Genomic DNA, 25,006 nt, shown 5'->3' on the forward strand with positions numbered 1-25,006 from the left:
ATTCTGTGGAACTCGGCGAATTCGTGCGCTCGCGCTCCAGCGAGATCCTCTTCGCCGCTCTGCAGCATCTCAGTCTCGTCGCCCAGTCGCTGATCCTCGCCACCGTCATCGCGGTGCTCCTGGCCGCTCTCGTCCACCGTTCGCAGACCCTGCGCGGCGTGGCCAACGCTGTCAGCGCCATCGGCCTGACCATCCCCTCCTTCGCCCTGATCGGCCTGATGGTCGCGCCGTTCGGCTTCGGGGTGACCCCCGCGGTCGTGGTCGTCGTCTTCTTCGCGGCCCTGCCGATCCTGCGCAACGCCATCGTGGGCCTCGCCGGCGTCGACCCGGCCCTCATCGAGTCCGCCCGCGGGCTCGGCATGAGCCGGCTGGGGATCTTCCTGCGGGTCGAGCTGCCGCTCGCCTGGCCGGTGATCCTCAGCGGGGTGCGCATCTCCGCCCAGATGGTGATGGGCGTGGCCGCCGTCGCCGCCTACGTGCTGGGACCGGGACTGGGCGGCTTCATCTTCCAAGGGCTCTCCCGCCTGGGCGGGTCGGGGGCGATCGAATCGGTCGTGACCGGCACGGTCGGCGTCATCCTGCTCGCCCTGATCCTCGACCTCCTGCTGCTGGGCATCGGCAGACTCACGACTTCGAAGGGCATCCGTGGCTGACATCGACCCCCGCACCGAGACCGCCGACGAGCAGGCGCCCGGCTCGCAGACCACGGGTTCGCAGCCCGCCGACGCGCAGACCGCGGACGAGCAGACCGATCGCGAGACCACGGGCCGCTCGATCTGGTTGGACAACGTCACCAAGCGCTACCCCGGCCAGAAGCGACCGGCCGTGAACGGCGTGACCCTCGAGATCCCCGACGGCCAGGTCGTGATGCTCGTCGGCCCCTCGGGCTGCGGCAAGACCACGACCCTGAAGATGATCAACCGGCTGATCGAGCCGACCGAGGGGCGCATCGTCCTCGGCGGCGAGGACGTCACCTCGATCGACGGCGACGAGCTGCGCCGCCGCATCGGCTACGTCATCCAGGCCGGTGGCCTCTTCCCGCACATGACCGTCGCCCAGAACATCGCCCTGGTGCCCAAGATGCTGCGCTGGGACAAGGCGCGCATCGCCGCCCGCGTCGAGGAGCTGCTGGACCTCGTGGGCCTGGACCCCGACGTCTACCGCTCGCGCTACCCCAAGGAGCTCTCGGGCGGACAGCAGCAGCGCGTGGGCGTGGCCCGTGCGCTCGCCGCCGACCCGCCCGTGCTGCTCATGGACGAGCCCTTCGGCGCGGTCGACCCGATCACCCGCCAGCGCCTGCAGGACGAGCTCATCCGCATCCAGCACGAGGTCCACAAGACCATGGTGATCGTGACCCACGACTTCGACGAGGCGGTCAAGCTGGGCGACTGGATCGTCGTCTTCCGCGAGGGCGCGCAGATCGTCCAGTACGACACCCCCGAGCGGATCCTCGCCGAGCCGGCCGACGAGTTCGTCGAGAACTTCATCGGCTCCGGTGCCGCCCTCAAGCAGCTGGGCCTGCGCCGCGTGCGCGAGGTCGAGGCGGCCGACGCGGTCGTGGCGAAGGCCGGAGCGAATGCGGCCGAGGCGCTGCGCCGCGCCGAAGCCGCAGGCCACGATCATGTGGTCGTCGTGGACGAGCGCGGACGCCCGATCGCCTGGCCCTCCCGTCGGGCCCTGTCGCGGATGACGCGGCTGCCCGCCCAGCTGGATCCCGCGATGCCGCTCGTCGGCTCGGGAGCGACCCTCAACGACGCCCTGGACACCATGCTCGTCTCCAGTGCGGGCGCGACGCTGGTGACCGGGCGCAGCGGCGTCTTCGAGGGCGTCGTGGACGTCGAGACGATCATGGACGCGATCAGCAGCGCCCGCGAGGCCGCCGCCGAGCGCTCCGACGACGCGCCCGTGGGCACCAACACCGGCGCGGTCGCAGCGGTCCCCGCCGCCTCCGACGAGCAGCGGCCCGCGAACCCGGGCGACGCCGCAGTGGGACCGGTGAGCGATGACTGAGGCCACGACCGCATCCGGCACCGGCACGACCACCGAGTCCGTGCGCGGGTGGCGCGCGCTCGGCATCCAGATCCTGGTGCTGCTCGCGATCCTCTTCGGCTTCGGGATCTGGGTCGCGAACGCGCCGCTCAGCCCCACCGAGCGCAACACCCTGAACCTCTCCACGATCCTGGAGCTGACCGGCCAGCACCTCGCGCTGACGATCGTCGCCACGGTGATCGTGCTGGTGATCGCCATCCCGCTCGGGATCCTGCTCACCCGTGGGCCGTTCCGGAAGATCGCGGAGCCCGTCCTGGCGATCGCGAACTTCGGCCAGGCCGCGCCCGCCGTCGGGCTGATCGTGCTGCTGTTCATGCTGGTCCCCGACGGCTTCCGCGCCTCGATCATCGCGCTCGTGCTGTACGCGATCCTGCCGGTCCTGCGCAACACCATGATCGGCATCCGCGGCGTGGACCAGCGTCTGGTCGAGGCCGGGCGGGGGATGGGCATGACCGCGGCGTCGGTGCTGCTGCGCGTCGAGCTCCCCCTCGCGGTGCCGGTGATGCTCTCCGGGATCCGCACCGCGCTCGTGCTGCTCGTGGGCACAGCCTCACTCGCCGCCTTCGTCAGCGGCGGCGGGCTGGGCCTGCTGATCACCACCGGGGTCAACCTCTACCTGTTCTCCGTCCTGATCTCGGGAGCGCTGCTGATCGCCGTGCTCGCGCTGATCGTGGACTGGGTGGGCCGCGTCGTCGAGCACGTCGCCCGACCGAAGGGACTGTGACCATGTCCGATCCCCGTTCCCTGGGCTCGCGCCGCATCGGCCGCCGCGGTTTCGGCGCCCTCGCCGCACTCTCCCTGCTGCCGCTCGCGGGCTGCGGGCTGCGCCCAGCGACCGCCTACACCCCCAAGGTGGCCCCCGCCGGGATCCAGCCGATCAAGGACCTGCCCCAGGGGGCACGGCTCACGGTGACCGGCAAGAACTTCACCGAGCAGCTGATCCTGGGCAAGATCGGCGTGCTGGCCGCGCAGGCCGCCGGGTTCGAGGTCACCGACCTCACCAACGTGCCCGGCAGCGTGCCGGTGCGCGAGCTGATGACCTCCGGCGGCGCGGACATGACCTGGGAGTACACCGGGACGGCGTGGCTGACGTACATGGGGGAGACCAAGGGCATCCCCGACAAGAAGAAGCAGTGGACGGCCGTGCGTGACGCGGACCTCGCCAACGGCCTGACCTGGCTGCCGCCCGCCCCGCTGAACAACACCTACGCCCTCGCCGTGCGCAGCGAGGCCGTCGAGAAGCTCGGCGGCATCACCAAGCTCAGCCAGATCGCGGACCTCCCGGTGAAGGACCGCACCATCTGCGTGGAGTCCGAGTTCAACTCCCGGGCCGACGGCCTGGTCCCGCTGCTGAAGGAGTACGGGATCCCGCGCGGCGAGGACGACGGCGTCCCCGCGAAGAACATCAGCCTGTACGACACCGGCGCCGTCTACACCGCGACCGACAGCGGGACCTGCAACTTCGGTGAGGTCTTCACGACCGACGGCCGCATCCAGAGCCTCGACCTGTCGATCCTCGAGGACGACCGCGGCTACTTCCCGGCCTACAACGTGGCGCCGGTGCTGGGCACCAAGGTGCTGAAGAAGTACCCGGGTCTGAAGGACGTCTTCGAGAAGGTCTCGCCGGTGCTCACCGATTCCGCGCTGCGCTCGCTGAACCTCCGGGTCGACGAGGGTGGGGAGCTACCCGCGGACGTCGCCTTCGACTTCATGGTGGAGAAGGGCCTGGTCGCCGAGGCGTAGACGCAGGACCTGCGCGAAGGAAGCGGGCGACGCACGCCGATGGCGGGTCAGACCCGTTCGTCGACCCGTTCCTCGGGCTGCTCGTCGGCCCGCCCCTCGATCCGTTCCTCGGGCAGGCCATGGAGCGCCTCCACGAGGTGGGCGAGCTCGGGTCGCTGCGCCGCCTGCTCGAGCGTCTGCTCGAGGACGAGGTCGTGGGTGGGACGTGCCGTGCGCAGCAGGGCTCGCCCCTCGGGCGTCGGCTCGGTGTAGATGCCGCGGCGGTCGTCTTGGCAGAGCACGCGCGTGAGCAGGCCGCGGTCCTCCAGGCGTGTGACCAGGCGTGTCGTCGCGCTGCTGGAGAGCGCGGCGGCCCGGGCGAGCTGCTGCATGCGCATGTGCCAGCCGTCCTGGCGGCTGAGGGCGTCCAGCACGGTGAACTCGACGACGGAGATCCCGTGCTCCGCCTGCAGGGCGCGCTCGAGCTCGGTCTCGATCAGTCCGTGCAGTGCTGCGAGCGTGCGCCAGCCGCGCGCACGGATCTCGACCGCGTCGTCCGCGATACCCATGTCTCCTCCTCCTCCTGCCGCGACGGTGCTGCCGTCGCGTGCCTCATCACGTCCCCAAGTCTACCAGCTTGCGCGGAAAGCGCGCGTGTGCAACTATCTCTTCTCATTGCGCACGCAATGATTGCACGCGCTGGGTATCTGAGGCTCCTTGGGGGCTGTGACGCGGGGCGTGCGGTCGTCCCGACACCCTCTGCTGAAAGAGAAGCACTCATGCCCGCAGCACTCTTCGCCCTGGCCCTCGGCGGCTTCGGCATCGGGCTCACCGAGTTCGTCATCATGGGGCTGCTGCCCGATGTGGCCGCGGACTTCGGCGTCTCCGAGACCGTCGCCGGCTACCTGATCTCGGGGTACGCCCTGTCGGTCGCCATCGGCGGCATCCTCCTGACCACCCTGCTGGGCAAGGTCGACCGCAAGAAGGCCCTGCTGAGCCTGCTCGTCCTGTTCATCGCCGGGAACATGCTCTCGGCCCTCGCCGGCACCTACTCCCTGATGATGCTGGGACGGATCGTCGCCGCCCTGTGCCACGGAGCCTTCTTCGGCATCGGCGCGGTCGTCGCCGCCGACCTCGTGGATCCCGGTCGCCGCGGTCAGGCCATCTCGATCATGTTCGCGGGCCTGACGATCGCGAACGTCGCGGGCGTCCCGCTGGGGACCTTCCTCGGTCAGGCCGCCGGGTGGCGTTCCACCTTCTGGGCCATCACCGTGATCGGCGTGATCGCCTTCGCCGGCATCGCCGCACTCGTCCCCTCGACTCCTGCGCCCGAGCGCAGCGGCAGCGTGCTGGCAGAGTTCCGGATCTTCCGCAGCAAGCAGGTCTGGCTGTCGATCCTGGTCACCATCCTCGGCTACGGCGGCATGTTCGGCGCCTTCACTTACATCGCCTTCACCCTCACCGGTGTCAGCGGCTTCAGTGCCGGCGCGGTGCCGTGGCTGCTCGTGCTGTTCGGCGTCGGCCTGTTCGGCGGCAACCTGCTGGGCGGACGCTTCGCCGACCGCCACCTGTTCGCCACCCTGACGGTGATCCTGTCCGTGCTCACCGTGGTGCTCGCGGTCTTCGCCCTCACCGCCGCCTCGCAGATCGCGACCGTGATCGCCCTGGTGCTGATGGGCGGGTTCGGGTTCGCGACCGTGCCCGGTCTGCAGATGCGGATCATGAACCACGCGACCGACGGTCCGAGCCTCGCCTCGGGCGCCAACATCGCCGCGTTCAACCTGGGCAACGCCTTCGGCGCCTGGATCGGCGGCCTCGCCCTCGCCGCCGGACTGGGCTTCACCTCCCCGCTGTGGGCCGGCTCGGTCATCACCCTCGTGGGACTCGCGGTCTACCTGGTGGCCGGACGCCTGCGCGGCGGCGAGATCGCCGCACGGCGCGAGGAGACGGCCGGGGTCGGTTCGGAGCCGGAGTCAGCGGGGTCGGAGTCGGCGCTCGCTCGCTGAGGGGGCGCCCACGCCTCGCGTCGAGCTCGCCGGCCCTCGCATCGCGGTCGCTGCCCGGTAGCCGGGCCGCGACGGGACGAATAGCGCATCATCTGCGAAATGCTGCAGATGATGCGCTATTCGTCCCGTTCAGACCCTCGCCCCGCGGCGGTTCCGCGGCCTGCTCAGTCGGCTGCGGAGGTCGCGTCGAGCCCGTCGAGCTCGTCGAGCATCCCGACGAGCTTCGCGACCGTGTTGATGTTGCGCGCGGTCCCGTTCTCGGCGGCGGGGATCCGCAGGCGTGAGGTGCCCATGCCCGATGGGTAGAGAACGTAGATCTCCTGCTCGCCGAGCACCATCTGCTCGTCAGCGATGTTCCGAGCGTGCTCCAGGGCATCCTCGGGTGCAGGTTCGCCCAGGAAGATGACGGCGGTGCGGTTCCCGGGAGCTTCGGGGAAGGGGTTGGCGGGGAGCACGCGGCGCATCTGGTCCCGCGTGAGCACCACGACCCCGACCGGCCGCCCCGCGTACTCCGCGAGGCGCGATTCGAGGGCGTGGCGTACGTCGGCCGTGTCGGCGTCCGCGGTCAGGACGACGTTGCCGCTCGCGATGTAGGTGCGCACGTCCCGGAAACCGAGCTCGGTGCACATCCGGCGCAGTTCGACCATCGGCAGTTTTCCGGTGCCGCCCACGTTGACCGCGCGCAGCAGGGCGGCATAGCCGGTCACCATGTGCTCCCGTCGTCCGACCCGCGCAGAGGTGATCCCGACACCTCGAAGCGGAAGCCTCCGAACTCGCCGTTCAGCAGAGGCCGCGCCTCCTGGATCGCGGACGCGACCGAGGTGTCCTGGAGGGATGCCTGGTGGGCCTCGGCGCTCTGCCAGACCTCCATGACGTAGACGGTGTCGGGGTCCTCGTCGTTCGTGCCGACCTCGTAGGCGAGGCAGCCGAGGTCCCGCAGGCGCTCGTCACGCCGGGTCAGGAGTGCGACGACCTCGTCGCGCCGGTCGGGAACGGTGCCCAGGGTGCCCGCGTTGATGAAGGTCATGGGGTGAGAGTAGAGGTGCATGCGGACGCAGGCACACGCTTCGCGGAACCTCGCCCTCCCAGTACCTGTCGGTCCGCGCGACCGCAGGTCTACCGTGGCCGCATGAGCACACCGGACATCACCCTGAACAACGGCGTCACGATCCCGGTCGTCGGATTCGGCGTCTACCAGACCCCGCCCGACGAGACGAAGGAAGCGGTCACCGAGGCGCTGCGCACCGGCTACCGCCACATCGACACCGCGGCCGCCTACGGCAACGAGCGCGGGGTGGGGGAGGCGATCGCCGACTCCGGCCTCGAGCGTGGGGACGTCTTCGTCGAGACCAAGATCTGGATCTCCGACTACGGCTACGACGAGACCCTCCACGCCTTCGAGAAGGCGACCGGCAAGCTCGGGTTGGACCACCTGGACCTGCTGATCCTGCACCAGCCGCTGACCACCGACTTCGAGCGGACGATCGGCGCCTACAAGGCGCTGGAGAAGCTGCTGGCCGACGGGAAGGTGCGGGCGATCGGCGTCAGCAACTTCATGGTCGAGGATCTCGATCGCCTCGCCGAGGCCACCGACGTCGCGCCGAGTGTCAACCAGATCGAGATGCACCCGTACTTCCAGCAGCGCGAGGTGATCGCCAAGGGCGCCGAGCGCGGCATCCTCGCCCAGGCCTGGTCCCCGATCGGAGGCGTCTTCGCCTACGGCACCGAGAAGCGCAGCCCCCTCGAGGATCCGGTGATCACCGAGATCGCCGACGCGCACGGGAAGACCCCTGCCCAGGTGATCCTGCGCTGGCACATCCAGGAGGGCCGCCAGGTGATCCCGAAGTCCGTGCGACCTGCCCGTATCGCCGAGAACTTCGATCTGTTCGGGGTCGAGCTCAGCGACGAGGAGCTCGGCCGCATCGACGACCTCGAGACCGGCACCCGCGGAGGCCCCGAGCCGTCCACGATGACCCTCGAGGCCTTCGGTCGGCCGATCCCCGAGGCCTGAGGTCAGTGGCACGTCACCGCTCTGTCTGCGAGACCCTGCCGTGGCGCCCGCCGAGGTCTCTTCGGAGGTCCCGCACATAGGCCTGCATCATGAGCGGGGCGCCGAGGCCATCGACGTCGGTCGCGCTCTCGAACGTCCGGAGGTGCTGGAAGCCTGCTCTGCTTGCGACCTTCTGTGACGCCGGGTTGTCGTCGGCGGTGCGGATGGCGGCACGGTCTCCCACTCCGCGCTCTCGGATGATTGCGCAGACCAGCTCGACGGCGCGCACCGCGATGCCGCGTCCGCGCATCCGGGACGCCACCCCGTAGGCGATGTTCACGTCGCCGGGGTCGAGCCCGTCGGTGACGTCGGGGTCGTAGTCGATCGTCCCCACAAGTGAGCCCTCGACCCAGATGCCGAATGTTCGCTTCCTCTTCCCCGCGGCGGCTTCACGGTCGAGTCGTTCGATGTACGCACGGGTGCCGTCGACGGTGCTCCGCCCTCCGCTGAGGAACCGGATCGTGGACTCGTCCTCGGCGGCGACGATCGCAGCTGCATCGTCCGGGGTGAGCGGGTGCAGGGTGATGGTCTCGGCGAGGTGGGGAGGCCCTCCGGCGGGGCGGGTGTGGTGGTGCTCGCGCTCCGCGCTCACCCTCGCACCTCGCCCGCCCGCCGGAACTCCCGCGGCAGCTCCTCGAGCAGTCGCAGCCAGAGCTCGGCGACCGTGGGGAAGCTCGGCACCGCATGGCGCAGCACCTCGGTCGGGATCTCGCCGACGATCGCCACGGTCGCCGCGTGGACCACCTCGGCGGCATCCGGGCCGGCGAACGTCGCCCCCAGCAGGTGGTGCGTGCGCGCGTCGACGACGATCTTGGCGATCCCGTCGGCGTCGTCGCGCAGCAGGGAGCTGCCCGCCGCACCGTTGTAGGGGACCTGGGCGACCTCGGTCTCGAAGCCCGCGTCCTGCGCCTGCGCCTCGGTGAGCCCCACGCTCGCGACCTGCGGATCGGTGAACACGACCTGCGGGACGGCGCGACCGTCGGCCGCAGGGGCCGGGGGAGGGGTCGGCTCCGTGTCGGCGAGCGCCGCATCGCGGATCTCCTCACCGATCACGCGCGCCCGGTACTTGCCCCAGTGGGTCAGCGGCGCCTCGCCGCTCGCATCCCCGACCGCGTGCAGCCAATCGGGAAGGGCGCCGCCGGAGACGTCGTCGGCCGAGAGCCCCAGGGGCTCCAGGCCCACGTCGTCCAACCGCGGTCTGCGCCCCGTCGCCACCAGCACCTCGGCGGCCGTGAAATCGCCTGCCGACGAGCTGACCTGGACGGATCCGCCGTGCACGCGACCCGTTCCCGTCGCCTTGGCATCCGGGCGCTTCGCCTCGCGGACCTCGGCGCCGGTCACCACCCGGACCCCGGCATTCTCGAGGTCCTTCTGCACGAACCGCGCTGCCTCCGGCTCGACACCGCGCAACAGGCTCTCGCCCCGCACCAGCATCGTCACCTCGGACCCGAGCGCCCGCATCCAGGTCGCCGCCTCGGACGCGACCACGCCTCCGCCGATGATCAGCAGGGAGCTCGGTACCTCCCGCACCCCGGTCGCGTCCCGCGAGGTCCAGGGAGCGAGCTGCGCGAAGACGTCGGGGATGACCGCCTCGCTGCCCGTCGCGATCACCACCGCGAGACGCGCCCGCAGGACCTGCTCGCGATCCGCCCCGTCGGCCCGCGCGACGATCACCGTGCGCTCGCCGCCGAGGCGCCCGTGCCCGCGCACCACGTGGATCCCGGCCCCCTCGGCCCATTGCGCCTGGCCGGAGTCGTCGTACTCGGAGACCCAGGTGTCACGCCGCGCAAGGAGCTCGTCGACCTCGACCCGCGGCGTCGAGACCCCCGGCAGGTTCGCCGCGGTGGCCTGCACGTCGATCGGCCGTAGCAGCGCCTTGGACGGGATGCACGCCCAGTACGAGCACTCGCCGCCCAGCAGCTCTCCCTCGACGATCGCGGCGCTCAGCCCGGTGCTCTCGATCGCGTACTGGGCCACGTTCTCGCCGACGGGGCCCGCGCCGATCACGATCACGTCGACCTCGAGGTCGGGGTCGCGGTTGCGGGCGGTGGAGAGCGAGGTCTCGGAGGGCGAGGGGGCGGTGGAGGGCGCATCGGAGTTCATGTGACCCAGGTTACGCGTGCGGTGCGGCCTCCGCATCTCGTCGATGTCCCCTCGGTCACCCCGGGGAAACCCTTGCGTGCAAGCTTGCATGCAAGGGTCTACTCTCGAACGGTGACCTTCCAGAACACGTCGAGTGCATCCCCCGCGCACCCCGCGGCGGAACGCGCCTACGAGCACGTCAAGACCGCGATCATCCGCGGCGACCTGGCCGGCGGCGATAGCGTCAGCGAGAACGCACTGTGCCGCGAGCTGGAGCTGTCCCGTACCCCCATGCACGAGGCATTCCTGCGGCTGGCCGCCGAAGGTCTGCTGACCCTCGAGAGTCGCCGCGGCGCCGTCGTGCGCCCCATGTCCCCGCACGAGGCCACCGATGTGCTCGAGATGCGCGAGGCGATCGAGGGTGCCGCCGCGGCCCGGGTCGTCGCCGAGGGGACGGCCGACGGCATCGCGTCCGCCCTCGAGGAGCTCCTGGCCCAGCAGGGGGCCGCGATCGAGGCCGACGACGTCGCCGCGTTCATCGACGCCGACTCCCGGTTCCATGCCACCGTGATCGAGGCGTCTGGCAACGCCATCGCCATCATGTTCACGGCGAGGCTCCGCGACCGTCAGCAGCGCCTGCGCCACCAGCTGATGCGGGTGCGCCCGGAGCAGCTGCGGGCCTCGCTCGAGCACCACCGACAGCTCGCCGCGGCCCTCGCCGAGGGCGACAGCGACCGTTACGCGCGCACCCTGCACGAGCACGTCGCCTCGCACCGGGGTGCCCTGTGAGCGCCCCGACCGAGACCGCCACCGCGGTGGAGACACCGGCCACGCCGGAGCTCGCGCCGCACGCCGCGGAGCAGACCCCCGACCGCTCGCGGCACGGCCGGCACCGCGCGCACACCTCCCGCGTGAAGCCGTGGCTCGCCGCCTGGGGAGCAGTGTTCGTGTGCTCGTGGGCGGGCAACCAGTTCAGCCCGCTGCTGCTGATGTACGAGCAGCGCGACCACTACTCCTCGGTGCTCGTGAACATCTTCCTCGGCGTCTACGTGCTGGGCCTCGCCCCCGCGCTGCTGATCGCCGGGTCCCTCTCCGACCGCCACGGCCGACGCCCCCTCCTGTTCGCCGGCGTGCTCGCCGCGCTCACCGGCAGCGTGCTGCTGGCCCTCGGCCCGCTCGGCGCGCCGTTCCTGGCCGCGGGCAGGCTCTTCTCGGGAATCTCCGTGGGCATCGCGATGGCCGTGGGCAACGCGTGGATCAAGGAGCTGTCCCAGGGGCGGTTCGACCCCGGTGCCGCCGCGGACTCCGGGGCCCGACGTGCCTCCCTGGCCTTCACCACGGGCTCCGCCGTCGGAGCGCTCCTGGCCGGGCTGATCGCCCAGTGGGGTCCGCTGCCCGAGATCGTGCCCTTCGTCCTGCACCTGGCCGTGACCGCGCCGTTCCTCGTGATCGTCGCGCGGACCCCCGAGGGCCGGGTCCCCGGCGGACTCTCGGGCCCGTGGTGGCGTCAGCTCGCGGTGCCCAGTGCCGGCCACAAGCGCTTCACCCGTGTGGTGCTGCCGGCCGCGCCCTGGATCTTCGGTTCCGCCGCGATCGGCTACGGCTTCCTGCCCACGCAGCTGGGCGGCGCGACGGGCCGCTGGGGGCTGGTGTGCGCGACCGCCGCCACCGTCATCGCCCTCGGCGTCTCCAGCCTGATCCAGCCCCTCGCCCAGCGCGTGCACTCCCTGGAATCCGCCCGCGGCCTGCTCGTGGCCGTCGCGATGATGGTGCTGGGCATCGCGATCGTGGCCGTGGCGATCCGGACGCAGTCGGTGGCTATCGGCCTCGGCGCCAACGTCATCATCGGTATCGGGATCGGCACCGCCCTGGTCTCCTCGCTGCTCGAGGTGCAGCGCATCGCCGGCGCCCGCGACCTGGCGGGCCTCACGGGCGTCTTCTATGCCGCGGCGTACGCCGGCTTCCTCGCCCCCGCGGTGATCGCCGCCCTCGCCCACCTCCTCGACGTCACGCTCGTGCTCGCCGTGATCGTCGGTCTGGGAGCGCTGTGCTGGATCGGGATCGTCGCCTCGTCCCGCCGGCACATCCCCGCCGACGAGCTCGAGTCCGCCGGCGAAGCAGAGGCCGGCTGACGACCTGGAGAACCGGCGCAGGGGTCGGGCTCTCGGGCCCGACCCGGCGGACCTCGGCCCCTGTCGGCCTCAGACCCGCGCCGGTTCCGCGGGTCCCGTGGGCTCCGCGGCCCGGTCTCGCTGGGCGACCTTCTCCTGCAGCGCCCGACGGTGCACGGCGGCGGGATGGTCCTCGCGAACGCGCTTCTGACCGGGCTCGTAGATGCGCTCGCGGAGGGTCTCGGACTCGTCGTAGTCCTCCCAGTAGCGGCCGCGGGCCTGCAGCTCCGGGATCACGTACTCGATGAAGTCCTCGAACGTGCCCGGGGTGGTGACGTAGGCGAGGTTGAAGCCGTCGATGTCGGCGTCCTCGACCCACCGCTCGAGCTCGTCCGCGACCGTCGTCGGCGAGCCGACGATCACCGGGCCCATGGCGCCGATGGAGACGAACCGCGAGACCTCTCGCGGGGTCCAGGTGCGGGTCGGGTCGGCCGAGGAGAAGATCTCCAGGGCGAAGCGCGCGGAGTCCGTCTCCACGTATTCCAGCGGCGTGTCCGGGTCCAGTGTCGAGAGGTCGATACCGGTGATGCCCGCGTAGAAGGCCAGGGCGCCCTCGTAGTCGGCCCAGCTCAGCAGCTCCTCGTACTTGGCCTGCGCCTCCTCGTCCGTGGGTGCGACCACCGTGGCGACCTCGGTGAAGATCTTGACGCTGCGCGGGTCCCGGCCGGCCTCGGCGGCGATGGTCCGGATGTCATCGACGTAGCGGCGCAGGACCGTGGTGGTCGGGGCCACCGTGAACACGGCCTCGGCGTTGCGGGCGGCGAACGCCCGGCCCTTGGTCGAGGAGCCGGCCTGCCAGATCACCGGGGTGCGCTGGGGCGAGGGCTCGGCGAGGTGGATGCCGGGCACGGAGAAGTAGGTGCCCTCGTGCTCGATCGGGTGCACCTTGTCCGGGTCGGCGTAGACCTGGTTCGTGCGGTCCTCGACGACGGCGTCGTCCTCCCACGAGCCCTCCCAGAGCTTGTAGCAGACCTCGATGACCTCCTGGGCGAGGTCGTAGCGCTCGTCGTGGGACATCTGGCGGTCCAGGCCGAGGTTCCGGGCGGCGCTGTCGAGGTAGGACGTGACGATGTTCCAGGCGATGCGGCCCTTGGTGAGGTGATCGAGGGAGCTGAACCGCCGGGCGAGCGAGTACGGCTGCTCGTAGGTCGTGGAGACGGTGATCCCGAACGCGAGGTGCTCGGTCGCGGCGGCCATCGCCGAGACCTGCATCAGCGGATCGTGCACGGGCACCTGCATGGCGCGTCGCACGGCCGCCTCGTGGGAGCCCTGGTAGGTGTCGTAGATGCCCAGCACGTCGGCGATGAACAGGCCGTCGAACTTCGCGCTCTCCAGGAGCTTCGCGAGCTCCACCCAGTACTCGACGTCCTTGTAACGGGTGGACTGGTCCTCGGGGCGTGCCCACAGCCCGGGCGACTGGTGCATGACGCAGGTCATGTCGAAGGCGTTGAAGCGGATGCGCTGGGCGGTCATGTGAACTCCTCGGCAGCGGACGGTGTCGTGCATTCGTACCGCCGCCGTCGGAGCGCGACCAAGGGCGAGGACATGGGAGGACACATCGGGGCACACGGGCGCTCCCTGTGATCCGCGTCTCATCGCGACAGGACTTCTGCACCCGCGAGATGGAGGAAATCGCTGCCTCTAGCGTGGGGCCCATGTCCACGACGGGGTCGCTGCCGACTCCCGCCCATCCGCGCGAGGCCGAGGTCATCGAAGTCTTCCGCGGCGGCGGGGCCATCACGCGTGCCGGTCTGGCCGAGGTCACGGGCCTGAGCCGCTCGACCATCTCCGCCGTGGTCACACGGCTGGTCGACGAGGGCGCAGTGAAGGTCGTCGGCCACGACGAACGGGACGGTCGCGGACGACCGACCGAACAGGTCGCCGTCGATCGTGCTGCCCTGCGAGCCCTCGGCATCGACCTCGCGCACGGAGCCGCGCGCGTGGTCGCCCTCAACACTTTCGGCGAGGTGCTCGCGAGCCGGCAGGCCGAGCACGAGGGAAGTCCGGGGGCGCGGCGTCGCCACGAGCTCGTCGAGCGACTTCTCGGCGAACTCGACCTCTCTTCGGCGACGCCCGCCCTGCGGGGAATCGGTCTGGGGATCTCCGGTCCCGCTGCGCTCACGCGGCCCGAGCGCGCACCGTGGAGCGGACTCGTCGAGACGCTGCAAGCCCGCTTCGCCGCCCCGGTCCACGTCGACAACACCACGCGCTTCGCGGCCTTCGCCGAGCACCTGGCTGCCGGGGACAACGGCCGCACCACCCTTCACGTGCGCTGCTATCAGGGCGTGGGCGGAGCCATCGTGCGTGATGGAGCCCTCGATCTCGGGGCCGACGGCATGGCGGGCGAGATCGGACATCTGCCGGTCGAGATGCCCGGCATGACCTGCCGCTGCGGACGCTCCGGCTGCCTCGAGACGGTCGCCTCCACCCCGGCGGTGCTCTCCGCACTGCGCAGCCACGGCATCGTCCTGCGTTCCCCGGCCGAACTGCGCGCCGTGCTCGAGGCGCGTCCCCCGCAGCTGCGGGGTGTCCTCGAGCGCGTCGCCCACGGGATCGCGCGGGCGCTCGTGCTCGCCACCACCATCGTCGATCCCGACGAGGTGATCCTCACCGGAGACCTCGTCGATGCCGACGACGCGCTCCTGGAAACGATCCGTCCGCTCGTCGCCGAGAGTGTGGGGGAGCGCTTCCCCGTCATCCCCCTCGACCGCGGGCGCCTGGACGCCTTCGCCGGCGCGACCGGCGCCGCACTCGTCGTGCTCCATCCCCGTCGGCCAGGAAAGGACCTGTTCGCATGACACGACCCGACCACACCGTCGTGGGCCCGGCATCCTCAGCAGCATCGCCTGCGCGTCACTCCGGCGGCACATCGCCCGTACCCCGCGCGGCTCGACGCCGGGCACTCGGGGCGGCGCTGGCCGCCTCGATCTCCGGCCTCATGTTCGGCTGGGATGCGATGGCGCTGAACGTCGTCAAGAACGCGCTCGCCTTCCACACCGGCGCGAGCACCGGTCTGCTCGGCTTCGCTGTCGCCTTCGGGGTGCTCACCGCCGTGCTCGGCGCGTTCCTCGCCGGACGCCTCTCGGACCGCATCGGCCGACGCGCCATCATGATCGTGGCCGCGGTCCTGTTCATCATCTCCTCCGTCGGCACCGCCTTCGTCGGCGACTCGATGACCCTGTTCCTGGTCTGGAGGGTCTTCTCCGGCATGGCCATGGGGGCGGCGATGACGATCGCCCCGGCCTACGTCTCCGAGACCTCGCCCGCTTCCATGCGTGGCATGCTCGTCTCTCTGCGTCAGTTCCTGCTGATCATCGGACTGTTCGTCTGCGGCCTGCTGGGCGATGCGATGCTCGCGGCTGCTCCGCCCGCCACCGGTGACGCCCCGCTGTCGACCTCGCGGCTGGGCCTGGCGGGCGTGCAGCTCGAGGTGTGGCAGTGGGCGTTCCTCTCGGTCGCCGTCGGCGGTGTCGTCTACCTCGTGGCGTCGCTGCTGGTCCCCGAGTCCCCGCGCTTCCTGATCGCCCGCGGTCGCGTCACCGAGGCGCGGGCCGTGCTGGTCCGCACGATCGGGGAGGACGCCGTCGACCAGCGCGTCGAGGAGATCACCCGATCCCTCACCGTGCACCGCAGCGGTGGCTTCCGGGCGCTGCTCGTCCCCGGCAGCTCACGACTGCAGCGCATCGTCTGGGTCGGTATCGGCCTGGCCGCGCTGCAGCAGCTGGTGGGCATCAACGCGATCTTCTACTACGCCACCACGATCTTCTCGACCATCGGCTTCGACGAGCAGGACTCCCTGCAGCAGACCCTCGTGCTCACCGCCGTGAAGATCGCCGCCATCGTCACCGGCATGCTGCTGGTGGACCGGGTGGGCAGGCGTCCGCTGCTGCTGTGGGGCTCGATCTCGATGTTCGCTGCGCTCGTGGTGACGGCCGTGGTCATGCTGAGTGCGGACCGCGTGCCCCAGCCCGGCGGCGGTACGGCCCCGGACCTCGCCTCCTCTCCCATCGGCGCGACGCTCGCCCTGGTCGCCCTGTGCCTGTACGTGTTCGCCTACGCGGGCACCTGGGGTCCGATCATGTGGGTGCTGATCGGGGAGATGTTCCCCAACCGCATGCGCGGCGCGGCGACCTCCGTCGCCGGCGGCGTCGAATGGGCCTCGAACTTCGCCGTCACCCTCACCTTCCCGGTCCTGGCCGCCTGGTCGATCGGCACCACCTACGCCCTCTACGCAGTCGTGGCCCTCGCCTCGATCCTGTTCGTGCTGCGATGCGTCCCCGAGACCAAGAACCTCGAGCTCGAGCAGATGGACCAGTTCGCCGACACCACCCCGAAAGGCACCCGCCCATGACCGACGCGCCCCGCCGCAGCATCCTCATGCTGATGACCGACCAGCATCGCGTCGACACCCTGGGCTGCTACGGCAGCCCGATCTGTCGCACGCCGAACCTCGATGCGCTCGCTGCGAGCGGCACCCGCTTCGAGAACTGGTTCACGCCCACGGCGATCTGCACGCCAGCGCGGGCGTCCCTGTTCACCGGGGCCGCCCCCTTCCGCCACAAGCTGCTGGCAAACCATGAGCGCAACGTCGGCTACATCGAAGATCTGCCCGAGGACCAGTGGACCGTGCCCGAGGACCTTCGGGCTCACGGGTACGAGTGCGGCCTCGTCGGCAAGTGGCACGTGGGGGAGGAGCGCACCGCCGCCGACTTCGGCTTCGAGGCCGAGCACCATCCCGGCTGGCACAACGCCGTGGACCACCCGGACTACCTCACCTGGCTCGCCGAGCGCGGGCACCCGCCGTACTCGATCAGCGACCGGATCCGCGGCACTTTCCCCAACGGCGAGGTCGGCAACCTCATGGCCGCGCGACTGCAGCAGCCCGTCGAGGCGACCTTCGAGCACTACCTGGCCGATCGCACCATCGAGATGCTCACGCGGTACGCCGAGGGTGCCAGCAGCGGCGAGACCCCGTTCTTCGTGGTCTCGAGCTTCTCGGGCCCGCACCTGCCCTACGTGGTGCCCGACGAGTACTTCGACCTGTACGACCCGGCCGACGTCGAGCTGCCCCGATCAGTGGCCGAGGACTTCGCCGACAAGCCGCCCGTGCAGCAGAACTACTCGCGCCACTGGGCCTTCGACACCCTCACGGAGGAGGAGTCCCGCAAGCTCATCGCCGTGTACTGGGGGTACGTGACGATGATCGACCGGGAGTTCGGGCGGATCCTCGCCGCGCTCGACGAGCTCGGACTCACGGACACCACCGCCGTCGCCTTCAGCTCCGACCACGGGGAGTTCACGGGTGCCCACCGCCTGCACGACAAGGGACCGGCGATGTACGACGACATCTACCGCACCGGTGGGATCCTGCGCGTTCCCGGCTGCCCGTCCCAGGTGCGGGGGGAGTTCGTGAGCCTGCTGGACCTGCCCGCGACCTTCCTGGACCTCGCCGGCCGACCGACGGACCCTGCCATCGACTCGCGGTCCCTGTTGCCGATCGTGCGTGGTGAGCATCCGCAGTGGGACGAGAAGGTGCTGTGCGAGTTCCACGGCCACCACTTCCCGATCGCCCAGCGGATGCTGCGCGGTTCCCGGTACAAACTGGTGGTCAACCCCGAGTCCCGCAACGAGTTCTACGACCTGGTCGAGGACCCCGACGAGCTCACCAATCGTTTCGAGGACCCGCTGCTCGAGCAGCCCCGCCGCGGTATGCTCGCTGATCTCTACGAGCGTCTGCGCGAGCGCGGGGACAACTTCTACCACTGGATGAGCTCGATGGACGCAGTCGGGCACCTCGACCACGACCCGACCATGTCAGGGCTCGACGAGTCGAGCTATCGGGCGGGCTGACCAGCGGCTCCGGGTCCACCCGATCGGGTCCCGGTCAGGCGTAGGAGCGCTGGTCGACCCCGGTGACCGTGGTCAGCAGGAACGCCGTGTCCTCCAGGGCGAGGACGGCGTGACGCTCGTGGGTGAGTGCCCAGAGCTCTCCGGCGCCGACCTCGCCCTGCACCTCGCCGTCGAGCTCGACGCGGAGGCGGCCGCTCAGGACCTGGATGCTCGCCGCGGGTGGGGAGTTGTGCGCCGACAGGCAGGCCCCGCGCACCAGCGCGATCACGCTCTGGCGCAGCTCGCCGTCGTGGACGACGAGCTCGGCGCTGCGCCCTCGCTCGTCCCGTCGGGCGGCCTCCAGATGGTTCCGGGACAGGGCGTCGAGGTCGACCATCTCGTCTCCTTCCGCGGCGTCGCGCGCCGTGGGGCGTCGGCTTCCTCCAGCCTACGGCCACGGGAGCGCGCGCACCTGTCGATCGGCGAGGAGCACACCCCACCGATCAAGACCGTGCGCCGCTTGCGGTCCGGCCCTGTCGGCGCCCGTGTCCTCCGCTCCGGTGCTCTCGAGCGCACGGATGTCGGCGTCCACACATAGGGTCGTCGGCATGAAGATCCTGCACACCTCGGACTGGCACCTGGGGCGCACCCTGCACGGCGAGGACCTGCACCATCACCAGGTCGCCTTCCACGACTGGCTCGTGGACCTGGTGCGGGAGCGCGAGGTGGACGTGGTCGTCATCCCCGGCGACGTGTACGACCGCGCCGTGCCGCCCACCGACTCGGTGAAGCTGCTCGGGCGCACCCTCGCGCGTCTCGCCGAGACGGCGACCGTGGTCCTCACCCCCGGTAACCACGATTCGGCGGACCGCCTGGGCTTCGGCCGCGAGCTGATGCGTGCGGGCGTCCACCTGCTCACCGACATGCCGGCGCTGGATCACCCGGTCGTCGTCGAGGACTCCCACGGCGAGGTGCTGTTCTTCGGACTGCCCTACCTCGAGCCCGACCTCGCCCGTCACAAACTGAAGAAGGAGGGGGAGGAGCCCCTCGCCCGCAGCCACGAGGCGGTGACCCGCGCGGCCCTGGACCGCGTGCGCGAGCGCGCCGCCCAGCACCCGGGCGCGCGCACCGTCGTGCTCGCCCACACCTTCGTCAGCGGCGGCGACTCCAGCGACTCGGAGCGCGACCTCTCCGTGGGTGGTGTCGACTCGGTGCCCACCGGCGTGCTGGGCGGGATCGACTACCTCGCACTCGGCCACCTCCACGGCTGCCAGGACCTCTCGGCCACGGTGGGCGGACCCGCCTGGTACTCCGGCTCCCCGCTGGCCTTCTCCTTCTCCGAGAAGGGCCACCGCAAGTCCGTGCTGCTCGTGGACCTCGCCGCCGAGGGCGACGTGCAGGTCGAGCGCATCGAGACCCCCGTTCCGAGGCGTCTGACCGAGCTGCGCGGCACCCTCGAGGAGATCCTCGCGCAGGCCCCCGAGCACAGCGAGGACTACCTCAAGGCGATCGTCACCGACACCGCCCGGCCCGCCCACCTGCAGGAGCAGCTGCACGCTGCCTATCCGCACCTGCTGCTGACCTCCTACGAACCCGTCGGCCGCAGCGGCAGCGACCTCGCACCCGAGGTGCGCCGCGAGGCAGACCCCCTCGAGGTCATGGACGACTTCCTGGGCTATGTCACCGGCGGCGACCCCACGACCGCCGAGCACGAGGTCATGGACGAGGCCTACACGAGCGTGCGCACCCGCCGGCAGGAGGCCTCGTGAAGCTCCACCACCTGCACCTGCGCGGGATCGGGCCCTTCGGCGGCGATGTCGACATCGACTTCACCGCGCTCGGCGCGAGCGGGATGTTCCTGCTCGAAGGGCCGACGGGCTCGGGCAAGTCCACCATCCTCGACGCGATCGTCTTCGCGCTCTATGGGAACGTGGCCGGCAGCAGCGCGAGCGGCGAGCGGATCCGCTCCCAGTTCGCCTCGCCGACCACCGCGAGCGTCATCGACCTGGCCTTCGAGACCGGATCGGGCATCTACCGGGTGCGCCGCGAACCCGAGTACGCGCGGGCCAAGAAACGCGGCAGCGGCACCACGAAGCAGCAGGCCAAGGCGCTGCTGTGGCGGATCGGTTCGCCCGAGCTGCTGCCCGTCGTGATCGCCGAGATGGCCGAGGGCGCGAGCGGGGCGACGAACGAGGGCACGGCCGCCGCCGGCGCCGCCGAGCCGATCGCGACCCGTCTCGACGAGGTGGGTCGCGAGATCCAGCAGGCCGTGGGGCTGACCCGCGAGCAGTTCACGCAGACGGTGCTGCTGCCCCAGAACGAGTTCGCGCGGTTCCTGCGCGCCGGGTCCGGTGAACGCCAGCAGGTCCTCCAGCGCGTGTTCGGCACCGAGGTCTTCCAGGACGTCGAGAAGCAGCTCGAGGAGATGCGCAAGCAGGCCCGGCGCGAGGTCGAGGCGGCCCGCGGCACCCTGAACCGCTCCCTGGCCCGGCTCGTGGAGGCCAGGGTCATCGAGGGCGAGGACCTCGCCACGCTCGAGGGGCATGCGGATGCCCTGCGACTCGAGGACCTCGACGAGGCTGCTGGCCAGCATCACGCCAGTGCCGCCGAGGCTTCCGAGCGGGCGGCTCAGGACCGCGAGGCCGCCACCGCGTCCGAGGCCGCCGCGCAGGCGCAGGCCGAGGAGGCCACCGCGACTCTGCGGCGCATCGATCGCCGTCGCGAGCTCGACACCCTGCGCGCCCGCCTCGACGCCGGCTCCCGGGAGATCGGTGCTGCCCGTCGGCAGCTCGCACGGGACGAGGCCGCACGACCCGTCGCCGACCTGCTGCGGCGACGCGACGAGGCCGCCACTCGCTCCCACTCCCTCGAGAACGCGCTGACCGAGCGCACCACCGAGACCCGTCGCGACCATCCCGAGATCGCCGACCTGCTGGGCACCGAGGATGCTCCCGGTGCGCTCGCCGCGGCCTCCGACGAAGCCACGGGCGCCGCGGGCTCCCTCGAGGACCTCTTGACCCTCGAGGGAGCGCTCGGCGCACGCAGCGAGGAGCTCGCCTCCCGCGAGCGGCGGATCACCGAGGCGGCGCAGGCCCTCGCCCGGCTCGACGAGCAGATTGACACCCGGCCCGGCGCGAAGCAGGAGCTCACCGCCTCCCGCGACGACGCCCGCACCCGTGCCGCAGCGCTCGCCGACGCCCGCCTCGCCGAGCGCGCCGCCGAGCAGCGCCTCCAGGCCGCTCGCAAGGTCGAGGCCCAGCAGAGCGCGCTGGAGACGGCGAGGACCACCGAGACGCAGACGCTCACGGCCGCCCAGCTCGCCGCCGAGACCGAGAGCGACCTGCGTCGACGCCGGTTCGCCGGGATCGCCGCCGAGCTCGCCCACGATCTGCCGGCCGGCGATCCCTGCCCGGTGTGCGGATCGACCGACCACCCGCACCGTGCCACCGCCACGAAGGACGCCGTGGACGCCGAGCAGGTCGAGGCCGCCGAGAAGGACCGGAAGACCGCCGAATCCGCCCACTCCGACGCCGCGCAGAAGCGAGCCCTGCACGAGAGCGAGCTGCAGACGCTGCGGGAGCAGGCGGGCGACCTCGAGGTCCCCGCGGCGACCACCGCCGTCGAGGAGGCGAGGACGGCGACCCGGAGCGCCGCCGAGGCCCAGGACGAGGTCCAGCGGCTCGAGCAGGCGATCGCCCGCCACGACGAGGACACCGCCGCTCTCACCGAACGCCGGGCCGCGGACGCCCTCGCGCTCGAACGCGAGCGCACCACCGCGAAGGAGGCGTCGGCCGCCCTCGATACCGACCGCGCACGCGTCGCCGAGGCCCGGGGCGAGTCCGCGTCCATCGCCGAACGCCGGCAGCACCACGTCACCCGCGCCCGCGCCGCGACCGCGCTGCGGGAAGCCCTGCGCAGCGCCACCGACCAGGCGGCGCGCGCGAGCGAGCTCGCCGAGGAGACCGAGCAGGCGCGCCGACGGGCGGACGCTCAGCTGCGGGAATCGACGGCTCACGGGCAGGACGGCTCCGTGACCGGCGCCGTCGGGGGCGACAGCGTTGCCGTCGGGACCGCCGCTGATGCCGCCGGACCTGACGGCGACCTCGAAGGACTCGCCACCGACGTGGCCGTGCGCGAGAGCGTCCTGCCCGACGAGCGTCGCCGTGCGCTCTCCCGCACCCTCGAGCAGCGGGCGATCGAGGAGTCCCGCCTGGCCGACGGCCTCGCCGAGGAGGGCATCGCCGATGCGGAGGAGAGCGACGAGGCCCGCGAGAGCGCCGAGGCCGCAGCCCGCGCCGCCCGGGAGCAGCTCACCGCCGCCCAGCAGAGCGCGCGCGAGGCTGCGACCCTCGCCGCGCGCGCCTCGGCCGTCGCCGAGCGGGTGGGCCAGGCGCGCACCGCCCTGCAGGGTGCGATGCGTGAGGTCCGCGGCGTGAGCGAGCGCGCCGGCGTCGTGGTGCGCGTCGCCGACCTCGCGACCGCGAACTCCGCCGACGGACGCCGCGTGCCGCTGTCGACCTACGTCCTGATGCGCCGCTTCGAGGACGTCGTCGCTGCCGCGAACGCCCGTCTGGCCCGCTTCTCCGGCACCGACCTCGAGCTGCTGCGCGACTCCGGTGCCCGCGGCGCCCGCAAGACCGGACTGGACCTGCTGGTGCTGGACCGTCGCACCGACCAGGCGCGCGTGCCGGAGACGCTGTCGGGTGGGGAGACCTTCTTCGTCTCCCTCGCGCTGGCGCTGGGACTGGCCGACATCGTCACCGGCGAGGCCGGGGGAGTGCGCATGGAGACGCTGTTCATCGACGAGGGCTTCGGGTCCCTGGACCCCGAGACCCTCGAGGCCGTGGTCTCCGAGATCGGGCACCTCGCCCAGCACGGACGCACGATCGGCATCGTCAGCCACGTCGGCGACCTGAAGTCGCAGGTCTCCGAGCAGATCCACGTGCGCCGCGGGTCCGACGGTCGCTCCCACGCGACCGTGACCGCCTGACGGGGCCCGGCACGGCGTCGAGGGTCAGCGGCGCCTCGGAGCGCCCGATGGTCGAGCATCGGAGCATCGGAGCATCGGAGCATCGGAGCATCGGAGCATCGGAGCATCGGGTGCGCGTTCGTGCCCGATTGCTGCAAAACCATTCACGAATGAGCGTGTGCGCGGTAGCGTCCTTCGGTGACCGGGGTCACGGCTCTGTGCTCCGGTGACCTCCCGATCCCCAGGAACAGCCCCATGATCAGCAGATCTCTTGCGAGGTCGATCCTGTCCGCCACGGTTGCCGGACTCGTGATCGCCTCGCCCGCCCTCGCCACGGCAGCGCAGGCTCCGAGCGTCCTGCCGGCCGGGAAGCCCGTGGCCACCGACTCGTCGGACGTCAGCATCGACGTCGGCGACGTGCACGACTACCCCTACCCCGACGACACCCCGGCAGCGATGTTCCTGGACCCCGACGGGAACTTCCACGCCCAGTCCGCCCACGCGCTGTATGCGAAGGACGACCCCCGCAAATGGTCCTTCTTCCAGGGCACCGACATCAGCGACATGACGGCCGACAAGGAATTGAACGTCGCGGCGGACCCCGAGAACCCGGATCATCGCAACGACGACACCACCGTGCGTTGCGACGAGAGCCCGACAGGCGCCGAGGCCAGTGAGGACCCCACGGGCAGCTACAGCCAGAAGAACTTCTGCGACCTGGTGGGTGTGTGGGTCGATCCCGATTCCGGGAACTGGATCGGCATCGTGCACAACGAGTTCACCGGTCGTCCCTTCGGTGACGGCCTGCACTACGACTCGCTGGACTACGCGGTCTCGACCGATTCCGGGCACACCTGGGACATCAAGGACCACATCATCACCTCGCCGTACTCCACCGAGCGCGGTGACGACGAGCAGTTCCCCGAGGACACCTACAACTACGGCGACGGCGACCCGCGCCTGTTCGTCGACACCGCGTCCGGGTACTTCTACGTCTACTACGGTTCCCGCGTGATCGGGAAGCAGGGCAAGGGAGGGTCGAACGTGAACCTCTCCCACGTCGCCCGGGCCCCCATCTCGAAGAAGATGGAACCGGGATCGTGGACCAAGTTCTACGACGGCTCGTTCTCCCAGAAGGGCCTGGGTGGGAAGGAGTCGAACCTGACCCCCGTCACCGAGAAGGACTCCTCCGGATACACCGCACCCGAGGACGACTACGACCCGGCCACCCCGGGCAACACCGACGAGCAGGTGAAGGCCGGTGACCTGCCCGGCACCTCGCCGGTGTTCGTCATGAACATCAGTTACGACGCGCAGCTCGGCCAGTACATCGGCCAGCCCGAGGGAGCGACCCGGCCCGGCCCGCAGGAGTACTACGCCACCGATGACCTCAGCAGCCAGAAGTGGCACCTGATCGGCACCGGCGACGAGCAGGACTGGGAGTCGTGGTACCGCTGGCTCGTCGACTCGAATTCCCTGACCAGCGGGAACATCGTCGGCAAGGACTTCCGCTCCTACTGCTCGATCGCGTGCGCCGACGACTCCGACGGCCAGTACTTCGACGTCAGCATCGACAGTGAGAACGAGGCAGCGACCGAGGCGCAGAACCTGTTCTCGACCAAGGCCTCGTACACGATCTCCACCGGTCGGCACACGGCGCTGGGTCAGCCCAAGAAGGGCAAGGCCAAGGTCGTGGGCACCGCGGAGCGCACGGATGCCGGAGCGTCGTGGAAGATCGCGTCCACCGGCGACGGCGCCTACACGGTGACCAACACCCGCAGCGGGAAGCTGCTGGGCGTCGACTCCACCAAGACCGCCCAGCGCGCCTGGGGCACGAAGGTCCGCGCCACCGAGGCGGCGGGGGAGAGGCACGGCAAGCGCCACGATGCATCCGTCGGCCAGCAGTGGTGGGTCGTGCGCGACACCGATGCTGCCACCGGCGATCGCACCGGCAGCTACCACCTGGTCAACCGTTACAGCGGCCTCGTCCTGGACCTCGGTGCGAACGTCACCTCGGCGACCACCGACGCCGCCGACTACAGCGGCAGCGCCTCCGTGGCCGACGAGGGCCAGTCGCTCGGCATCTCCCGCGTGCGGGGGTGACGGGTGAGCGGGCGTCGGTCGTCCG

General features: G+C 71.0%; 21 protein-coding genes. 14 read left to right on the forward strand and 7 right to left on the reverse strand.

All coding sequences use genetic code 11. The features are described 5' to 3' along the window. The first annotated feature begins 5 nt into the window (after positions 1-5). The 4 genes from DEO23_RS05025 (at position 6) to DEO23_RS05040 (ending at position 3,792) form a co-directional block, all read left to right on the forward strand. Positions 6-653 (forward strand): ABC transporter permease, encoded by a 648-nt coding sequence (locus DEO23_RS05025; RefSeq protein ID WP_109274940.1) that lies wholly within the window; start codon positions 6-8, stop codon positions 651-653. A gap of 121 nt (positions 654-774) precedes the next feature. Beyond that, on the forward strand, positions 775-2,010 hold the full coding sequence (locus DEO23_RS05030) for an ABC transporter ATP-binding protein (protein WP_205678903.1): 1,236 nt from the start codon (positions 775-777) through the stop codon (positions 2,008-2,010). After that, positions 2,003-2,773 carry an ABC transporter permease gene (locus DEO23_RS05035; RefSeq protein WP_109274941.1) on the forward strand — a complete coding sequence of 257 codons (771 nt, stop codon included), beginning with the start codon at positions 2,003-2,005 and terminating at the stop codon, positions 2,771-2,773. Before DEO23_RS05030 ends, DEO23_RS05035 begins: the two co-directional genes overlap by 8 nt. A gap of 2 nt (positions 2,774-2,775) precedes the next feature. Continuing rightward, complete coding sequence (locus DEO23_RS05040; RefSeq protein WP_109274942.1) at positions 2,776-3,792, forward strand: glycine betaine ABC transporter substrate-binding protein; 1,017 nt, start codon at positions 2,776-2,778, stop codon at positions 3,790-3,792. A 47-nt stretch (positions 3,793-3,839) separates the two neighbouring features. Here DEO23_RS05040 and DEO23_RS05045 read toward each other — a convergent pair whose 3' ends face one another. Next, entirely contained in the window at positions 3,840-4,340 is a 501-nt protein-coding gene (locus tag DEO23_RS05045) for a MarR family winged helix-turn-helix transcriptional regulator (RefSeq protein ID WP_109274943.1), read from the reverse strand. Positions 4,341-4,550: 210 nt separating this feature from the next. Here DEO23_RS05045 and DEO23_RS05050 point away from each other — a divergent pair, with 210 nt between their 5' ends. After that, positions 4,551-5,777: an MFS transporter gene (locus tag DEO23_RS05050; RefSeq protein WP_109274944.1), complete on the forward strand. Its 1,227-nt coding sequence runs from the start codon at positions 4,551-4,553 to the stop codon at positions 5,775-5,777. Positions 5,778-5,941: 164 nt separating this feature from the next. Here the strand turns inward: DEO23_RS05050 and DEO23_RS05055 are convergent, their stop codons facing one another. Further along, the gene (locus DEO23_RS05055; protein WP_240613225.1) at positions 5,942-6,487 is read right to left on the reverse strand and encodes a DUF1697 domain-containing protein; all 546 of its coding nucleotides are present in this window, start codon (positions 6,485-6,487) and stop codon (positions 5,942-5,944) included. Further along, the gene (locus tag DEO23_RS05060; RefSeq protein WP_109275590.1) at positions 6,481-6,804 is read right to left on the reverse strand and encodes a putative quinol monooxygenase; all 324 of its coding nucleotides are present in this window, start codon (positions 6,802-6,804) and stop codon (positions 6,481-6,483) included. The genes DEO23_RS05055 and DEO23_RS05060 overlap by 7 nt, the downstream gene beginning before the upstream one ends. A 102-nt stretch (positions 6,805-6,906) precedes the next feature. Here DEO23_RS05060 and DEO23_RS05065 point away from each other — a divergent pair, with 102 nt between their 5' ends. Further along, on the forward strand, positions 6,907-7,788 hold the full coding sequence (locus DEO23_RS05065; protein WP_109274945.1) for an aldo/keto reductase: 882 nt from the start codon (positions 6,907-6,909) through the stop codon (positions 7,786-7,788). 13 nt (positions 7,789-7,801) lie between these two features. On the opposite strand, the gene DEO23_RS05070 is transcribed toward DEO23_RS05065, so the two are convergent. Together DEO23_RS05070 and DEO23_RS05075 are read right to left on the reverse strand one after the other, a co-directional pair. Next, entirely contained in the window at positions 7,802-8,419 is a 618-nt protein-coding gene (locus tag DEO23_RS05070; RefSeq protein WP_165831729.1) for a GNAT family N-acetyltransferase, read from the reverse strand. Beyond that, on the reverse strand, positions 8,416-9,930 hold the full coding sequence (locus tag DEO23_RS05075; protein WP_109274947.1) for a dihydrolipoyl dehydrogenase family protein: 1,515 nt from the start codon (positions 9,928-9,930) through the stop codon (positions 8,416-8,418). Before DEO23_RS05075 ends, DEO23_RS05070 begins: the two co-directional genes overlap by 4 nt. A 111-nt stretch (positions 9,931-10,041) precedes the next feature. Between DEO23_RS05075 and DEO23_RS05080 the strand changes: the two genes are divergently transcribed. Continuing rightward, positions 10,042-10,698, forward strand: a complete 657-nt coding sequence (locus tag DEO23_RS05080; RefSeq protein WP_109274948.1) for a GntR family transcriptional regulator — start codon at positions 10,042-10,044, stop codon at positions 10,696-10,698. Further along, positions 10,695-12,041, forward strand: a complete 1,347-nt coding sequence (locus DEO23_RS05085; RefSeq protein ID WP_205678873.1) for an MFS transporter — start codon at positions 10,695-10,697, stop codon at positions 12,039-12,041. The genes DEO23_RS05080 and DEO23_RS05085 overlap by 4 nt, the downstream gene beginning before the upstream one ends. 69 nt (positions 12,042-12,110) lie before the next feature. On the opposite strand, the gene DEO23_RS05090 is transcribed toward DEO23_RS05085, so the two are convergent. Further along, positions 12,111-13,553, reverse strand: coding sequence for an LLM class flavin-dependent oxidoreductase (locus DEO23_RS05090; RefSeq protein ID WP_165831730.1), 1,443 nt, complete (start codon positions 13,551-13,553; stop codon positions 12,111-12,113). A gap of 182 nt (positions 13,554-13,735) precedes the next feature. On the opposite strand from DEO23_RS05090, the gene DEO23_RS05095 reads away from it, so the two are divergent. Genes DEO23_RS05095 through DEO23_RS05105 form a run of 3 tightly spaced genes read left to right on the forward strand, consistent with a single transcriptional unit; the run spans position 13,736 to position 17,930 of the window. Continuing rightward, the gene (locus tag DEO23_RS05095) at positions 13,736-14,878 is read left to right on the forward strand and encodes an ROK family transcriptional regulator (RefSeq protein WP_165831731.1); all 1,143 of its coding nucleotides are present in this window, start codon (positions 13,736-13,738) and stop codon (positions 14,876-14,878) included. Continuing rightward, on the forward strand, positions 14,875-16,431 hold the full coding sequence (locus DEO23_RS05100; protein WP_109274950.1) for a sugar porter family MFS transporter: 1,557 nt from the start codon (positions 14,875-14,877) through the stop codon (positions 16,429-16,431). The genes DEO23_RS05095 and DEO23_RS05100 overlap by 4 nt, the downstream gene beginning before the upstream one ends. Continuing rightward, a complete protein-coding gene (locus DEO23_RS05105; RefSeq protein WP_165831732.1) occupies positions 16,428-17,930 on the forward strand; it encodes a sulfatase family protein in 1,503 nt (500 codons plus the stop codon). Before DEO23_RS05100 ends, DEO23_RS05105 begins: the two co-directional genes overlap by 4 nt. A gap of 34 nt (positions 17,931-17,964) precedes the next feature. Here the strand turns inward: DEO23_RS05105 and DEO23_RS05110 are convergent, their stop codons facing one another. Then, positions 17,965-18,306 (reverse strand): cupin domain-containing protein, encoded by a 342-nt coding sequence (locus tag DEO23_RS05110; RefSeq protein ID WP_109274951.1) that lies wholly within the window; start codon positions 18,304-18,306, stop codon positions 17,965-17,967. A 211-nt stretch (positions 18,307-18,517) separates the two neighbouring features. Between DEO23_RS05110 and DEO23_RS05115 the strand changes: the two genes are divergently transcribed. The 3 genes from DEO23_RS05115 (at position 18,518) to DEO23_RS05125 (ending at position 24,981) form a co-directional block, all read left to right on the forward strand. Further along, the gene (locus DEO23_RS05115) at positions 18,518-19,678 is read left to right on the forward strand and encodes an exonuclease SbcCD subunit D (RefSeq protein WP_109274952.1); all 1,161 of its coding nucleotides are present in this window, start codon (positions 18,518-18,520) and stop codon (positions 19,676-19,678) included. Further along, entirely contained in the window at positions 19,675-22,899 is a 3,225-nt protein-coding gene (locus DEO23_RS05120) for an AAA family ATPase (RefSeq protein WP_109274953.1), read from the forward strand. The genes DEO23_RS05115 and DEO23_RS05120 overlap by 4 nt, the downstream gene beginning before the upstream one ends. Before the next feature lie 234 nt (positions 22,900-23,133). Then, positions 23,134-24,981 carry an RICIN domain-containing protein gene (locus DEO23_RS05125; protein WP_109274954.1) on the forward strand — a complete coding sequence of 616 codons (1,848 nt, stop codon included), beginning with the start codon at positions 23,134-23,136 and terminating at the stop codon, positions 24,979-24,981. The last annotated feature ends 25 nt before the right edge of the window (positions 24,982-25,006 follow it).

Origin of the sequence: Brachybacterium endophyticum (genome assembly GCF_003130585.1) — a bacterium.
Classification (GTDB): Bacteria; Actinomycetota; Actinomycetes; order Actinomycetales; family Dermabacteraceae; genus Brachybacterium; species Brachybacterium endophyticum.

Coding starts and splice junctions, on each gene's coding strand:
- DEO23_RS05035 (WP_109274941.1), top strand. CDS start 2,003: ATGACTGAGGCCACGACCGCATCCGGCACCGGCACGACCACCGAGTCC.
- DEO23_RS05040 (WP_109274942.1), top strand. CDS start 2,776: ATGTCCGATCCCCGTTCCCTGGGCTCGCGCCGCATCGGCCGCCGCGGT.
- DEO23_RS05045 (WP_109274943.1), bottom strand. CDS start 4,340: ATGGGTATCGCGGACGACGCGGTCGAGATCCGTGCGCGCGGCTGGCGC.
- DEO23_RS05050 (WP_109274944.1), top strand. CDS start 4,551: ATGCCCGCAGCACTCTTCGCCCTGGCCCTCGGCGGCTTCGGCATCGGG.
- DEO23_RS05055 (WP_240613225.1), bottom strand. CDS start 6,487: ATGGTGACCGGCTATGCCGCCCTGCTGCGCGCGGTCAACGTGGGCGGC.
- DEO23_RS05060 (WP_109275590.1), bottom strand. CDS start 6,804: ATGACCTTCATCAACGCGGGCACCCTGGGCACCGTTCCCGACCGGCGC.
- DEO23_RS05065 (WP_109274945.1), top strand. CDS start 6,907: ATGAGCACACCGGACATCACCCTGAACAACGGCGTCACGATCCCGGTC.
- DEO23_RS05075 (WP_109274947.1), bottom strand. CDS start 9,930: ATGAACTCCGATGCGCCCTCCACCGCCCCCTCGCCCTCCGAGACCTCG.
- DEO23_RS05090 (WP_165831730.1), bottom strand. CDS start 13,553: ATGACCGCCCAGCGCATCCGCTTCAACGCCTTCGACATGACCTGCGTC.
- DEO23_RS05095 (WP_165831731.1), top strand. CDS start 13,736: ATGTCCACGACGGGGTCGCTGCCGACTCCCGCCCATCCGCGCGAGGCC.
- DEO23_RS05100 (WP_109274950.1), top strand. CDS start 14,875: ATGACACGACCCGACCACACCGTCGTGGGCCCGGCATCCTCAGCAGCA.
- DEO23_RS05105 (WP_165831732.1), top strand. CDS start 16,428: ATGACCGACGCGCCCCGCCGCAGCATCCTCATGCTGATGACCGACCAG.
- DEO23_RS05110 (WP_109274951.1), bottom strand. CDS start 18,306: ATGGTCGACCTCGACGCCCTGTCCCGGAACCATCTGGAGGCCGCCCGA.
- DEO23_RS05115 (WP_109274952.1), top strand. CDS start 18,518: ATGAAGATCCTGCACACCTCGGACTGGCACCTGGGGCGCACCCTGCAC.
- DEO23_RS05125 (WP_109274954.1), top strand. CDS start 23,134: ATGATCAGCAGATCTCTTGCGAGGTCGATCCTGTCCGCCACGGTTGCC.